General features: G+C 68.8%; 13 protein-coding genes. 10 read left to right on the forward strand and 3 right to left on the reverse strand.

All coding sequences use genetic code 11. The annotated features are described in order from the left end of the window. Positions 1-25: 25 nt before the first annotated feature. Genes AC0IYU_RS31005 through thiL form a run of 6 tightly spaced genes read left to right on the forward strand, consistent with a single transcriptional unit; the run spans position 26 to position 7,126 of the window. Positions 26-1,999, forward strand: coding sequence for a site-specific recombinase (locus tag AC0IYU_RS31005; protein ID WP_472125191.1), 1,974 nt, complete (start codon positions 26-28; stop codon positions 1,997-1,999). Next, the gene (locus AC0IYU_RS31010) at positions 1,996-3,267 is read left to right on the forward strand and encodes a cation:proton antiporter (protein ID WP_472125194.1); all 1,272 of its coding nucleotides are present in this window, start codon (positions 1,996-1,998) and stop codon (positions 3,265-3,267) included. Before AC0IYU_RS31005 ends, AC0IYU_RS31010 begins: the two co-directional genes overlap by 4 nt. Then, positions 3,264-4,472 (forward strand): YbdK family carboxylate-amine ligase, encoded by a 1,209-nt coding sequence (locus AC0IYU_RS31015; protein ID WP_472125196.1) that lies wholly within the window; start codon positions 3,264-3,266, stop codon positions 4,470-4,472. Before AC0IYU_RS31010 ends, AC0IYU_RS31015 begins: the two co-directional genes overlap by 4 nt. A 39-nt stretch (positions 4,473-4,511) precedes the next feature. After that, positions 4,512-5,651, forward strand: a complete 1,140-nt coding sequence (locus tag AC0IYU_RS31020) for an ImmA/IrrE family metallo-endopeptidase (protein WP_472125199.1) — start codon at positions 4,512-4,514, stop codon at positions 5,649-5,651. After that, a complete protein-coding gene (locus AC0IYU_RS31025; protein ID WP_472125201.1) occupies positions 5,648-6,145 on the forward strand; it encodes a DUF4411 family protein in 498 nt (165 codons plus the stop codon). Before AC0IYU_RS31020 ends, AC0IYU_RS31025 begins: the two co-directional genes overlap by 4 nt. A 24-nt stretch (positions 6,146-6,169) precedes the next feature. Continuing rightward, positions 6,170-7,126 (forward strand): thiamine-phosphate kinase, encoded by a 957-nt coding sequence (gene thiL / locus AC0IYU_RS31030; RefSeq protein WP_472125204.1) that lies wholly within the window; start codon positions 6,170-6,172, stop codon positions 7,124-7,126. A gap of 35 nt (positions 7,127-7,161) precedes the next feature. On the opposite strand, the gene AC0IYU_RS31035 is transcribed toward thiL, so the two are convergent. Together AC0IYU_RS31035 and AC0IYU_RS31040 are read right to left on the reverse strand one after the other, a co-directional pair. Beyond that, the gene (locus tag AC0IYU_RS31035; protein ID WP_472125207.1) at positions 7,162-7,872 is read right to left on the reverse strand and encodes a DUF3053 domain-containing protein; all 711 of its coding nucleotides are present in this window, start codon (positions 7,870-7,872) and stop codon (positions 7,162-7,164) included. Between the two features lie 106 nt (positions 7,873-7,978). Further along, on the reverse strand, positions 7,979-9,427 hold the full coding sequence (locus AC0IYU_RS31040; RefSeq protein WP_472125210.1) for an MFS transporter: 1,449 nt from the start codon (positions 9,425-9,427) through the stop codon (positions 7,979-7,981). A gap of 183 nt (positions 9,428-9,610) precedes the next feature. On the opposite strand from AC0IYU_RS31040, the gene AC0IYU_RS31045 reads away from it, so the two are divergent. The 4 genes from AC0IYU_RS31045 to AC0IYU_RS31060 are packed head-to-tail and all read left to right on the forward strand — an operon-like array spanning position 9,611 to position 11,521. After that, positions 9,611-10,138 carry a phosphatidylglycerophosphatase A family protein gene (locus AC0IYU_RS31045; protein ID WP_472125212.1) on the forward strand — a complete coding sequence of 176 codons (528 nt, stop codon included), beginning with the start codon at positions 9,611-9,613 and terminating at the stop codon, positions 10,136-10,138. 35 nt (positions 10,139-10,173) lie between these two features. Next, positions 10,174-10,689, forward strand: a complete 516-nt coding sequence (locus tag AC0IYU_RS31050; protein ID WP_472125215.1) for a CinA family protein — start codon at positions 10,174-10,176, stop codon at positions 10,687-10,689. 26 nt (positions 10,690-10,715) lie between these two features. After that, positions 10,716-11,210 carry a nuclear transport factor 2 family protein gene (locus AC0IYU_RS31055; RefSeq protein ID WP_472125217.1) on the forward strand — a complete coding sequence of 165 codons (495 nt, stop codon included), beginning with the start codon at positions 10,716-10,718 and terminating at the stop codon, positions 11,208-11,210. Then, entirely contained in the window at positions 11,207-11,521 is a 315-nt protein-coding gene (locus AC0IYU_RS31060) for a GNAT family N-acetyltransferase (protein WP_472125219.1), read from the forward strand. Before AC0IYU_RS31055 ends, AC0IYU_RS31060 begins: the two co-directional genes overlap by 4 nt. Here the strand turns inward: AC0IYU_RS31060 and AC0IYU_RS31065 are convergent. Continuing rightward, a complete protein-coding gene (locus AC0IYU_RS31065; RefSeq protein WP_435439082.1) occupies positions 11,511-12,698 on the reverse strand; it encodes an MFS transporter in 1,188 nt (395 codons plus the stop codon). The genes AC0IYU_RS31060 and AC0IYU_RS31065 overlap by 11 nt on opposite strands. Positions 12,699-12,747: the final 49 nt, after the last annotated feature.

Genomic DNA, 12,747 nt, shown 5'->3' on the forward strand with positions numbered 1-12,747 from the left:
TCCCTTTTTCTTTTCCTTCCCCTCCATGGCAGCCGCTTCGCGCGACTTGCAGGGGCTGCTTGCCGGCCTCGACCCCACGGCCGATGTGGCGCAGCGCCACATCTGGCTCATCAACCTCTTCGACTGGCTGCGCGGCGACCGTGCGTCGCCCCAGGCGGCCATGGGCCGCGTGCAGCTGCTGCTCGACGCCATCGAGGCGCGCCCGGAGCTGCGCGAGCGCCTGCGCGCCTGGTGGCGCGTGTTCACGCAGTCGGTCGACCTGACCACGCTGCTGGCCGACTACGGCTTCGCGCCGCGCACGGCCTTTGCCAGCGAACTGGCCGAACGGCTGCGCCGCAAGATACTGCCGGGCACGCCGGAGACCACCGACGCGTCGGACCTGTTTCGCATGGTGCTGCCCGGTGTGTTCGACGCGGGCTGGATCGCGCTGCTCGACGAGGCGCCGCTCGCGCGCATCGGCATGCTGCTGGCCGATGCAGCCATCGACGACGACGGTGCGCCGCGCTGGCGCCACACGGTGATGGACGCCGTCACCTACTGCGCCAGCCAGGTGGTGGCGGCCGGCTTCTCGCCGGAGCTGCGGCTGCGCATGAGCGCCGAGCTGGGCGCCACGCGGCCCTTTCATTCGCTGATGGCCGACCTGGACGAACTGCGCGAGCAGATGTTCGCCCAGACGCGCAACGAGGAAGCCCTGCAGGGCGCCTTCATCGCCTTTCGCGACCGGCTCGATGCCTGCCGCACGGTGGCCTCGTCGGTCTACACGCACCTGGAAGACAACGGCATCTCGGTGGGCCTGGTGTTCCGGTTGCGCCAACTGCGCGAGCGCGTGCTGCGCATCCGCGAGCTGCTCGACTGCCTGATGTCGCCCGTGCCGGCGCCCAGCGTGGCGCGGCTCGTCGGCCGGCTCGTGCTGGCGGGCGGCGAGCGCAACAGCATCCGCGCGCTGATTGCCTCCAACTCGTCGATGCTGGCCGCCAAGGTGACCGAGCGCAGCGCCGAGACCGGCGAGCACTACATCACCCGCGACCGCGCCAGCTATGCGCAGATGGTGAAGAAGGCCGCAGGCGGCGGCGCGCTCACGGCATTCACCGTGCTGCTGAAGTTCGGCATTTACGCGCTGGCGCTGTCGGCTTTCTGGAGCGGGCTGGCCGCCGGCCTGATGTACGCGGCCAGCTTCGTCGCGATCCAGCTGCTGCACCTGACGCTGGCCACCAAGCAGCCCGCGATGACGGCGCCAGCCCTGGCGGCGCGGCTGCGCGACATCAAGTCGGACGGCGCGGTGGTCGACTTCGTCGACGAGGTCGCCAACCTCGTGCGCTCGCAGGTGGCCGCCGTGCTGGGCAACGTGCTGGTGGTGGTGCCGGCCATGCTGGCCCTGGCGTTGCTGGTGCAACTGGCGCTGGGCCGGCCCCTGCTCGACGCCGCGCATGCCGCAGCCACGCTGGATTCGCTGTCCCTGGCGGGCCCCACCGCGCTTTATGCGGCAATCACCGGCATCCTGCTGTTTTCGGCCAGCATCATCGCGGGTTGGACAGAAAACGCCTTTGTCCTGCATCGCCTGGACTCCGCCATGCGTTACAACCCCCGCATCGGCGCTTTTCTGGGCGCCGCCCGGGCACGCCGCTGGGCTGACTTCATGCGCACACACATCTCAGGCTTCGCCTCCAACATTTCCCTGGGACTCATGCTCGGGCTGCTGCCCGCGTTCACGGGTTTCTTCGGGCTCGGGCTGGACGTGCGGCACGTGACACTGTCGGCCGGGCAGATTGCCGCTGCCGCGGCGTCCACGGGTCTCGCGGTGCTGCACCAGCCCGCCCTGTGGTGGGCGGTGGCGGCCGTTCCGGTCATCGGCGCGCTCAATGTGAGCGTGAGTTTCTATTTCGCTTTCCGGCTGGCGCTGCGCGCGCACAGCGTGAGCCTGGCCGACCGCGCGCGCATCCGCCGCGCGATCTGGGCGCGCTGGCGCAGCCGGCCGGTGAGCTTCTTCCTACCTTCATGAATTTGACGAGCTTCATCAACGACATGCTGGGCTTCTGGTCCGAATGGGTGCGCCCTTCGGCCGGCCTGCCCACCATCCTCTGGTCGCTGCTGCTGGCAGCGGCCGCGGCCTCCGGCCACCTGGTGCAGCGCTACCTGGGGCTGCCCAAGGTCATCGGCTATTCGCTGGTGGGTGCGGTGGTCGGCTTTGCCGGCTTCGAGGGCGCCATCTGGCCGCTGCGGGGCCTGAGCCTGTTCCTGCTGGAGCTCGGCGTGGCGGTGGTGCTGTTCGAGGCCGGCGGCCGGCTGCCGCTGCGCTGGTTCCGCCACAACCCGATGGTGCTGGTGCAGAGCCTGCTGGAAGCCACGCTGACCTACTTCGGCGTCTACTGGATATTGACGATGCTGGGCCTGCCCGAGCCGGTGGCCAACCCCATTGCGCTGATGGCCATCGTCGCCTCGCCCGCCGTGCTCAGCCGCGTGATCATCGACACCCGCGCCGCCGGCCCGGTGACCGAACGCGCCATGACGCTGGCCACGCTCAACACCTTGTATGCGCTGGCGCTGGGCTACGCACAGGCCGGGCTGATCGAGCGCGCGCCGCAGACGCTGCTGCAAAAGCTCTACCCGGTGGGCGTGGTGCTGGGCCTGTCGTTCGTGGTGGGCGCCGTCATGGCGCTGGCGCTGCGCTCGGCCCTGCGGGTGATGAGCCCGACGAGCGAGAACACCTCCATCCTGCTGCTGGCGATCATTGCGGCGGGTGCCGCGCTCACCGCGCACGTCGGCGGCTCGGCGCCGCTGGCCGCGCTGATCGGCGGCGTGCTGCTGAAGGCGCTCAACCCCAAGCCCTGGGCCTGGCAGCGCCAGTTGGGCACTGCCGCCTCGCTGCTCACCATGCTGATGTTCGTGCTGGTGTCGATCGTGGCGGCGCAGGCCGACTGGACGCTGCCCGTGGCCAGCGTGGTGCTGGCGGTGATCGGCGTGCGCCTGGTCGCCAAGATCGCGGGCGTGGCCATTGCCAACCCCGGCAGCGGCGCCAGCTGGAAGCAGGCCTTCTGGGTCGGCTGCGCCATGTCGCCGCTGTCGTCGATCGCGCTGCTCATCGCCTCCAATTTCGCCACCGCCTCGCCGTTGCTGGGCACCATGATCACGCAGGTCGCGCTGCCTTCCATCCTGCTGATGGAAGTGGTGGGCGCGGTGCTTGCCACCGTGGCCATCCACGCGGTGGGCGAGAGTTCGGTGCCCTGGGCGCCCCAGGCCTTCAGCACCACCGAGGACACGCAGCGATGAGCACCACCCTTCACACGCCCGTCGATCCGGACAGCGACGACGTGCGCTCGGCCGCCCTGCCCGCCGACCCGGCAAGCCGCGTCGTCAAGCTCGAGCCCTTCAACAAGTCGGAGGCGCTGTCGCTCGGCGTGGAGCTAGAGCTGCAGCTCGTGAACACGCACGACTACGACCTGGCTCCCTACGCCGAGGACATGCTGCGCCTGATGGCGCAGACCCCGCTGCCCGGCAGCGTGGTGCCCGAGATGACGTCGAGCATGATCGAGATCTCGACCGACATCTGCCATTCGGCGCAGGACGTGATCACACAGCTCTCGCCCATCCGCGAGGCGCTGATCCGCAATGCCGACAAGCTCAACATCGCGGTGGTGGGCGGCGGCACGCATGCGTTCCAGCAGTGGCACGAACGGCGCATCTATGACAAACCGCGCTTTCGCGAACTGTCGGAGCTGTACGGGTATCTCTCCAAGCAGTTCACCATCTTTGGCCAGCACGTGCACATCGGCTGCCCCGACGCCGACTCGGCGCTGCTCATGCTGCACCGCATGTCGCGCTACATCCCGCACTTCATCGCGCTGTCGGCCTCCTCGCCGTTCGTGCAGGGGCAGGACACGCAGTTCGACTCGGCGCGGCTGAATTCGGTGTTCGCGTTCCCGCTCTCGGGCCGCGCGCCCTTCACCACGAGCTGGAAGGAATTCGAGGCCTACTTCGAGCGCATGACCCGCACCGGCGTCGTGCGCAGCATGAAGGATTTCTACTGGGACATCCGCCCCAAGCCCGAGTTCGGCACCATCGAGATCCGCGTGTTCGACACGCCGCTCACGGTGGAGCGCGCCGCCGCGCTGGCGGGCTACGTGCAGTCGCTGGCCGCCTGGTTCCTGCAGGAGCAGCCTTTCGAGCCCTGCGAGGACGACTACCTCGTGTACACCTACAACCGCTTCCAGGCCTGCCGCTTCGGGCTCGACGCGGTGTACGTCGACCCGGCCACCGGCCAGCACATGCCGCTGCGCGACCACATCCTGATGACCATGACCCAGCTCGAATGGCACAGCGAGGCGCTCAACGCCACGCAGGCCCTGGGCGAGCTGCGCACCAGCGTGGAAGCCAACCGCAACGATGCGCGCTGGCTGCGGGAAAAGCAGGGCAAGGAGCGGTTGCTGGCGGAAGTGGTGCGGCAGGCGGCGCTGAGGTTTCGCGGTCAGGCTTGAGCGGCAGTGGGTGGACATGGGATCACTTATCCTTGACGCATGGTCACCCAAGCACTGATTAACCCGACGCTGTTGCGATGGGCACGCGAACGCGCAGGCCTGGATGTCGAGGGTGCAGCGCAAGGCGCCCATGTCAAGCTCGAACAGCTGCAGGCTTGGGAAGCAGGAGAAAGTCGCCCGACGTTTCGTCAAGCTCAAAATTTGGCGCAGGCATTTCACGCGCCTTTTGGCTACCTTTTTCTTCCGGAGCCCCCGGCGGAGCCTCTGCCGCTTCCCGACCTTCGCACAGTTGGCGGTGCGCCGGTGCCGCGGCCAAGCCTCGATCTTCTGGACACGATTCGTATCGCCCTGCAGCGGCAGGAGTGGTACCTGGAGTATCAAAAGGATCACGGCCTGGACCCTCTTCCATTTGTTGGTCGTTTCGATCTCGATTCGTCGGCGGCAGAGGTGGCGGCAAACATCAGAAGCGTCTTGGATGTTGAGCCCGAAGAAGGCCAACGCACCTGGGACGTCTACTTCCGGGAGTTGATCGAAGCGGCTGAACGTGCGGGCATCCTGGTCATGCGCAGCGGCATTGTGGGCAACAACACCCACAGGAAGCTCGATGTCGGCGAGTTCCGTGGATTTGCCATCAGCGACGCACGCGCGCCCGTCGTTTTCATCAACTCTGCAGACGCGCCCGCCGCGAGACTTTTCACGCTCATGCATGAGCTGGCGCATCTCTGGGTGGGGCGGAGCGCTGTTTCGAATGTTGCTCCGGGCAATAGCCGCAAGGAAGAAATTTTCTGCAACGCGGTCGCCGGAGAATTCCTGGCTCCGCGAGAGATATTTATCGCCCATTGGCAAAGCAGTCAGGCCGAACTGCGCGTGCGCGTCGCGGAGTTGGCTCGACGATTTCATGTCAGCGGCCTCGTCGTCATGAGGCGCGCTTTCGACCTGGGACTGGTGGACCAGCAAACCTACACAGAGCACTACCTGGCGACGCTTGCCGCGTTCAGGAACCAAGAGAGCGGCGGCGGCAACTTCTATCGCACCGCGGGTGCCAAGAACAGCTTGCGGTTCTCGCAGGCCGTCGTAAGTGAAGCGTTGAGCGGTCGTCTGCTGCTCCGAGAGGCTGGACGCCTGCTGGGCGTCCAGCCGAACAAGATCCGGCAGTTCGCGGAACAGATGGGAATATGAGCTACCTTCTCGATGCAAATACGCTCATAGAGGCGAAGAACCGCTACTACCAGATGAGCTTTTGCCCCGGCTACTGGACGTGGCTTACGCGAAACAAGAACGCCGGAAGACTCTCTAGCGTCGAGAGCGTCAGCGTCGAATTGCGCCGGGGCAATGATGAACTCGCGAAGTGGGTGTCGACCCAAGCAGATCTGTTCGTGCCGGAGTCGGATGAAGCAACGCAGGTTGCTTTCGCGGAAGTAGCGGCTTACCTCGCGAGCCAAGCAACGAAGATGAAGGTTGGCGCGCTCGACGAGTTTCTAAGCGGCGCAGACCCATGGTTGATAGCCAAAGCCCGCGTCACGAGACAAACCGTCGTAACGCACGAACGCCTCAATGCGGCGAATCAACGCAAGTTCCTCATACCCAATGTCTGCCTGCACTATGGCATTGAGTGCATCAACACTTTTGATATGTTGGACCGGCTGGACGCTCGCCTCGTCCTTGCAGACTGACCCGCAGCCAGATACACGTTCCCCATGGGTGAATTCGACCTGATCACACGCTACTTCAAGCGCCCCGCCGTGCGCTCTCCGCTCGGCGTGGGCGACGACTGCGCACTGCTGGCGCCCGCAGCGGGCATGCAGCTCGCCGTGTCGTCCGACATGCTGGTCGAGGGCCGGCACTTTCTGTCCACCGTCGAGCCCGCGCGGCTGGGCCACAAGGCGCTGGCGGTGAACCTCAGCGACCTGGCGGCCTGCGGCGCGAAGCCGCTGGCCTTCACGCTTGCGCTCGCCTTGCCGGGCGTGGACGAGCCCTGGCTCGAAGGCTTCTCGCGCGGCCTGTTCGCATTGGCCGACGCCCACGGCTGCGAACTGGTGGGCGGCGACACCACGCGCGGTCCGCTCAACATCTGCATCACGGTGTTCGGCGAAGTGCCGGCCGGCGCGGCGCTGCTGCGCTCGGGCGCGCGCGCGGGCGACGACATCTGGGTGAGCGGCACGCTGGGCGATGCGCGGCTGGCGCTCGAGGTGTTCCGGGGCACGGTGGCGCTGTCGGCGGAGGCTTTCGAGGCCGCGCGCGCCCGCATGGAGCAGCCCACGCCGCGCGTGGCGCTGGGGCAGGCGCTGCGCGGCATCGCCTCGTCGGCGGTGGATGTGAGCGACGGTCTGATCGGCGACCTGGGCCACATCCTCGCGGCCAGCCGGGTCGGTGCCGTGCTCGACGCCGACGCCGCCGCGGCGCTCGTTGCCGCCGAGGCGCCCGGCCTGCGCACCGAGATCCTGCGCACCTGCGCGCTTTCGGGCGGCGACGACTACGAGCTGGTCTTCACCGCACCGCCCTCGGCGCGCGAAGCGGTCGCGCAGGCCGGCACGAACAGCGCCACTCGCGTCACGCGCATCGGCCGCATCGAGGCCGATGCCGGCCTGCGCATCGTGGATGCGGCCGGCGCGCCGGTGTCACAGCGCTTCGGCTCGTTCGACCACTTCATCTGAGAAGGGGCGAATCGACCTGCTGCGCGCCGCGCCGCTCAGGAGCCGCGCACCACCGTCTGCAGTTTCTGCTGCGCCGCGTTGATGGCGCTCGACTGGGCGTTCAGCTGCTGCAGCATCTTGTTGAGCTCGGCCTGCACGGCCGGGTCGGTCACGGTGATGGTGCTGCCCGAGACCTGGATCTTCGACTTGTTCTGCTCGATGTAGCCGCCGATGGCCAGCGCACTGTCGAACACGGTGTCGAGCGCGGGAAACACCTCCTTGAAGGTGGTCGCAGGCACCGTCACGGTCTTGTCGTAGGCCTTGTCGTAGACCTGCTTCAGGTCGTCGGGCTGCTTGAGTTGCGCGTGCGCGGCGTCGGCCTTGGCGGTCTGCTGGTCGAGCGCGGTGCGCAGGCCGGCCAGGCCGTCCTTCGCGGCCTTGATGTCGTCGCGGCGCGAGACCAGGTCGCCGATGGAGCGCAGCCCGCCCTTGGCCATGATCTGCGTCATGGGCTGGCCCACCGACTTGTTCATGCCTTCGTTGAAGTCGGTGATCACGGCGTAGTGCTGGGCGTAGTCGCCGAACGAAGCCTTCTCGTCCGCGCTGGGTGTCGGCACGCGAATGCCGGGCTTGTCGAGCACGCGGGTCTGCAGGAAGGTGGTGAAGGCCTTGCGCTGCTCGGCCTCCTTGTTGCCGCAGGCCACCAGCGCGAAGCTGAAGGCCACGAGGAGCGACAGGGCTCCCATGCGTTGAACGATGTTTCTCATGAGGCGGTCCGCTCCCGTGTGTTTGTTGTGAAAGCAAAAAATTATAGGGAGCGCCGAATGGCATCGATGCAGGCGAGCGCCGCGTCTTGCCGGGTCGGCCGGGCCCTCAGCCGCCGCGCCTGGCCACAGCGCGGTATGCAAGCCAGACCGCCACCGCGGGGGCGAGCGCGAAGCTCGCGAACAGCCAGGCCGCGGCCGATTGCGCACCGTGCGTGCCGCCCGGCGTGGTGAGCCCCGCCGCGTTCGCCACCAGGCCCGCCACCGCGGCGCCCACGGCCATGCCGTAGAGCTGCACGGTGGTGATCGAGGCGGAGGCCAGGCCTTCCTCGCCCTTGGGTGCCAGCGACATCACGCGCGTCAGCAGGTGCGGCCAGCCGATGCCCACGCCGAGCCCCACGGCCGCCAATGCAAGGGCGACCAGCACGGTCTCGAACCCCGCGCCGAAGCGACCCGGCGCCGGCAGCAAAAGCGCGAGCGCCACGAGCCCCAGCGTGCAGACCACCGGGCCGGCGCGCAGCATGCGGTCGGCCCCCGCCCCGGTGCGGCCCGAAGAGGTCAGCGAGCCTGCGCTCCAGCCGCCCGCCATCGCCGCCGTGAGGTAGCCCGCCGCGAGCGGCGAGTGGCCGTGCAGCAGTTGCAGGAAGTACGGCACGAAGATCTCGGTGGTGGTGCCGATCAGCAACAGCGCCACGCTCGCGTAGATGGCGCCCAGCGGCGCGCTCACCGCATAGGCGCCGCTCGGCAGCACGCGCACGGTGGCCCGGCTGTCGATGCGCGTGGCCGCGAAACCGATGGCCAGGCCCGCCGCCACGCCGGCGGCCTGCCACAGCAGGCTGGACCACAGGCCGCTGGCCGCGATCACCAGCACCGAGGCCGCGAGCAGGCCGATCTGCACGCCGGGCACGCGCGGCAGCGTGGCCGGCGGCTCGTGGGTCACCCCCGCCGAGGGGCGCAACTGCACCAGCACCAGCACCGCCTGCGCGGCCGCCACCGGCAGCAGGAACCAGAAGGCCCAGCGCCAATGCCCGGCCTGCGCGAACAACCCGCCCACGGCCGGCCCGCACAGCGTGGCCACGCCCCACATGCCCGACACCAGCGCCACCGCGCGCGGCCACAGCCGCTGCTCGAACACCAGCTGGATGAGCCCGTAGCTCAGCGCCGCCAGCAGCCCGCCGCCCAGCCCCTGCACCGTGCGGCCCGCGAGCAGCCAGGGCATGGCAGACGCGAGCGCGCAGCCCACCGAGCCGGCGCTGAACACCGCCAGCGCGGCCAGGCAGGCGCCGCGCGGCCCGAGCACCGCGAGCAGCCGCACCGACAGCGTGGCCCCGAGGATCGAGCCGACCACGAAGAGCGTGGTGCTCCATGCATACCAGTCGAGCCCGCCGATCTCGCGAACCACCGACGGCAGCACCGTGGTCACGATGTGCACGTTCACGGCATGCAGTGCGACACCGCCGGTGAGTGCCAGCGCGCGCCAGCCGTTGCGGCCGCTGAAAAGTTCACTCCAGGCGGCAGTGGCGGGGGGTGGATGCAAGGCGGCGGAAGAGGAAGACATGAGGGAATGCGAAGGTCGAGAAGAAGCCCGGATACTAGGCGGCGCGCGCCAATTAAACAAGCTATTGCTTTGATAAATAAAAAGCCACCGTGCAGATGCCGCCGCAGCAGCCGCCACAGATGCGCGACACTCCTGCCCCTGATGCAAGCCGCTTCTTCCACACCGACACCCGACGCCGGCGCCATGCCCCGACCCTCCATGCGCCGCCCCACGCTGCGCTTTCTGCTGTCGCACCCCGCGCACTTCATCGCGCTGGGTTTGGGCTCCGGCATGCCGCGCTTCGCGCCGGGCACGGTGGGCACGCTGTGGGCCTGGGCGGCCTTCGCGGTGATGCAGCTGTGGTTCACGCCCGCCACCATCGGCTGGATCATCCTGGCGTCGCTGCCCGTCGGCTGGTGGGCCTGCACCGTGACCGCGCGCGACATGAACGTGGCCGACCCCGGCGCCGTGGTGTGGGACGAAGTGGTCGCCTTCTGGATCGTGCTCTGGCTGGTCACGCCGGCCGGGCTGCTGGCGCAGGCCATCGCCTTCGCGCTGTTCCGTTACTTCGACGCCGCCAAGCCCGGCCCGGTGGCCTGGGCCGACGCGCTCTTCAAGCAGCGCGACGCGGCACAGGTGCGCTGGTGGCACGCGGGCTTCGGCATCATCCTCGACGACCTGGTGGCGGCGTTCTGCACGCTGCTGGTCATTGCGCTGTGGCGCGCTTGGTGAACCTGATGGATTCCTCTTCTTCCTCGACGTTGCCCATGTCCTCGGCATCCGCCGCCGACCTCGACACGCCCGAGCTCGTGGTGGCGCTGGCCGGCCTGCTGCAGAAAAAGGGCTGGATGCTCGCCACCGCAGAGAGCTGCACCGGCGGGTTGATCGGCGCCGCCTGCACCGAGCTGGCCGGGTCGAGCGCGTGGTTCGAGCGCGGCTTCATCACCTATTCGAACGAAGCCAAGTCCGAACTGCTGGGCGTCGATGCGGCGGTGATCGCCGCCCACGGCGCGGTCAGCGAGCCGGTGGCGCGCGCCATGGCCACGGGCGCCATCGCGCATTCGGCCCGCTCGGTGCCTGTGCGCGTGGCGCTGGCCGTGACCGGCGTGGCCGGCCCGACCGGCGGCACCCCCGACAAGCCGGTGGGCACGGTGTGGTTCGGCTGGTCGGTCGACGGCAGCGTGCGCACCGAGCGCCGCCGCTTCGACGGCGACCGCGCCACGGTGCGCTCGGCCACGGTACGGCACGCGCTGAACACGCTGGTCGAGCTGCTCGGCCGCTGACCTTTTTTGCAACCCCGAGAGGCCCCATGACCGCAGCCACCAATGCCCAGACCATCGAGCGCTTCTACGGCGCGTTCGCCAAGCTCGACGCCGCCACCATGCAGGCGTGCTACGCCAGCGACGCGGTGTTCGACGACGAGGCCTTCTCGCTGCGCGGGCGGCGCGAGGTGGGCGGCATGTGGCGCATGCTGGCGTCGGCCACGCAGGCCAAGGGCGCCGACGTGTGGCGACTGACCTGGCGCGACGTGAAGGCCGACGACACCGCCGGCAGCGCCCATTGGGACGCGCACTACCGTTTCAGCGCCACCGGGCGCATCGTGGACAACAGCGTCGACGCGCGCTTCACCTTCACGCCCGACGGGCTCATCGCCACGCACCGCGACAGCTTCGCGTTCTGGACCTGGTCGCGCCAGGCGCTCGGTACGCCGGGCCTGCTGCTGGGCTGGAGCCCGATGCTGCGCAAGAAGGTGCGCGCCACCGCCTCGGCCAACCTTGTCAACTACCTTGCACGCCAGCCATGAGCACCACCGACCTCGTCTTTTCGAACAACGAAGCCCAGCACCGCTACGAAGCCGCGCTGGACGGCAAGCTCGCGGCCTATGCCGAATACAACCTGCTGACCGACGCGATCATGTTCACGCACACCGAGGTGCTGCCGGAACACGAAGGCAAGGGCGTGGGCTCGGGCATTGCGAAACACGTGCTCGACGAGGCCCGCACCAAGGGGCTGCACGTGATTCCGGTGTGCCAGTTCATCGCGGGGTACATCCGCAAGCACCGCGAGTACGCCGACCTGGTGCGGCCGGACATCCAGCGCGCCTTCAAGATCTGAGGGCGTCGGCCTTCGGCGCGGGCAGCCACGCAAAGGCCGCGATGCCCAGCACCAGCAGTGCGGCGATGGTGCCCAGCACGGCGGTCAGCGGGTCGCCGCCGTGCGCCGACGCCACCGAGGCTGCCACGCCGGTCACCCACTGCATGAGGGCCACGCCGAGGAACATGGCCATGGTGAACACGGCCATCGCACGGCCGGTGAGCGTGGCCGGGTAGGCGCCGCGCACGTCGGCGTACTGCCACACGATGAAGCCCGAGAGCACGCCGATCAGCACCATGCCCGCAATGTCGAGCCAGGCCGAGTGCAGCACCGCGATGAGCGCGAACAGGGCCGCGTAGCCGAGCGCGCAAATCACGATCCAGCGGCGGCGCGAGGCGCCGTCGCGGTCGAGCCGGCCGAACAGCGGCGCGCCGAACAGCGAGATCACCGACACCGCCAGCGCCACGTTGCCGCTCTGCACCAGCGAGTAGCCGTGGCGTTCCATCATCAGCGGGCCGAGCCACAGGCCGCGCAGCGAGATGAAGGCGGCATACGTCACGGCGCCGAGCACCACGATGCCCAGCGTGTGCGGCATGGCGAACAGCGCGCCGAACTGGCGGATGGCCTCGGGAATCGACTCCTGGGTGCGCGGCGTGGCGGAGGCCGGCTCGTGCACCCAGTGCCAGATGGCCAGCCAGGCCAGCGCCGCGGCCACGGCCAGCACCACGAAGCCCGCGCGCCACGAATACGCCTGCACCAGCCACGCCAGCGGCGTGCCGGTGACCAGCATGCCCAGGCCGCCAATGGCCAGCACCATGCCCGACACGGTGGCGAAACGCGCCGCCGGAAAGTGCCGCGCGATGAACACGGTGCACACCAGGAAGGCCGGCGCGCAGCCGACGCCGATCAGCGCCTGCCCGGCCACCAGCACGAGGTAGCTGGACGACACCGCCGACAGCAGCGCGCCGACGATGGCGATCGGGAACGCCACCAGCACGGTGCGCCGCACGCCGTGCAGGTCGATGCCGATGCCCATGAAGAGCTGCATGGCGCCGAACGCAAAGTGAAAGGCCCCCGAGAAGATCCCGAGGGCCTGCGCGGAGAGGTGGAAGTCGGTCTGCAGCGGGCTCGCCATGATGGCGCCGACCGTGCGGAAGGCCTGGCTGAGCGCCACCCCGGCGCACAGCGCCAGGACCATCGTCCAGGCCGCACGTGCCGTCAGGGGCGCCAGGGGCGCGCTGCCGGCC

It is taken from the genome of Variovorax sp. AC103 (genome assembly GCF_979254005.1).

Excerpts from the sequence above, each read along its gene's own strand:
- AC0IYU_RS31005 (WP_472125191.1), top strand. The coding sequence starts at position 26 with ATGGCAGCCGCTTCGCGCGACTTGCAGGGGCTGCTTGCCGGCCTCGAC.
- AC0IYU_RS31055 (WP_472125217.1), top strand. The coding sequence starts at position 10,716 with ATGACCGCAGCCACCAATGCCCAGACCATCGAGCGCTTCTACGGCGCG.
- AC0IYU_RS31050 (WP_472125215.1), top strand. The coding sequence starts at position 10,174 with ATGTCCTCGGCATCCGCCGCCGACCTCGACACGCCCGAGCTCGTGGTG.
- AC0IYU_RS31020 (WP_472125199.1), top strand. The coding sequence starts at position 4,512 with ATGGTCACCCAAGCACTGATTAACCCGACGCTGTTGCGATGGGCACGC.
- AC0IYU_RS31060 (WP_472125219.1), top strand. The coding sequence starts at position 11,207 with ATGAGCACCACCGACCTCGTCTTTTCGAACAACGAAGCCCAGCACCGC.
- AC0IYU_RS31010 (WP_472125194.1), top strand. The coding sequence starts at position 1,996 with ATGAATTTGACGAGCTTCATCAACGACATGCTGGGCTTCTGGTCCGAA.
- AC0IYU_RS31065 (WP_435439082.1), bottom strand. The coding sequence starts at position 12,698 with ATGGTCCTGGCGCTGTGCGCCGGGGTGGCGCTCAGCCAGGCCTTCCGC.
- thiL (WP_472125204.1), top strand. The coding sequence starts at position 6,170 with ATGGGTGAATTCGACCTGATCACACGCTACTTCAAGCGCCCCGCCGTG.
- AC0IYU_RS31025 (WP_472125201.1), top strand. The coding sequence starts at position 5,648 with ATGAGCTACCTTCTCGATGCAAATACGCTCATAGAGGCGAAGAACCGC.
- AC0IYU_RS31045 (WP_472125212.1), top strand. The coding sequence starts at position 9,611 with ATGCCCCGACCCTCCATGCGCCGCCCCACGCTGCGCTTTCTGCTGTCG.
- AC0IYU_RS31040 (WP_472125210.1), bottom strand. The coding sequence starts at position 9,427 with ATGTCTTCCTCTTCCGCCGCCTTGCATCCACCCCCCGCCACTGCCGCC.
- AC0IYU_RS31035 (WP_472125207.1), bottom strand. The coding sequence starts at position 7,872 with ATGAGAAACATCGTTCAACGCATGGGAGCCCTGTCGCTCCTCGTGGCC.
- AC0IYU_RS31015 (WP_472125196.1), top strand. The coding sequence starts at position 3,264 with ATGAGCACCACCCTTCACACGCCCGTCGATCCGGACAGCGACGACGTG.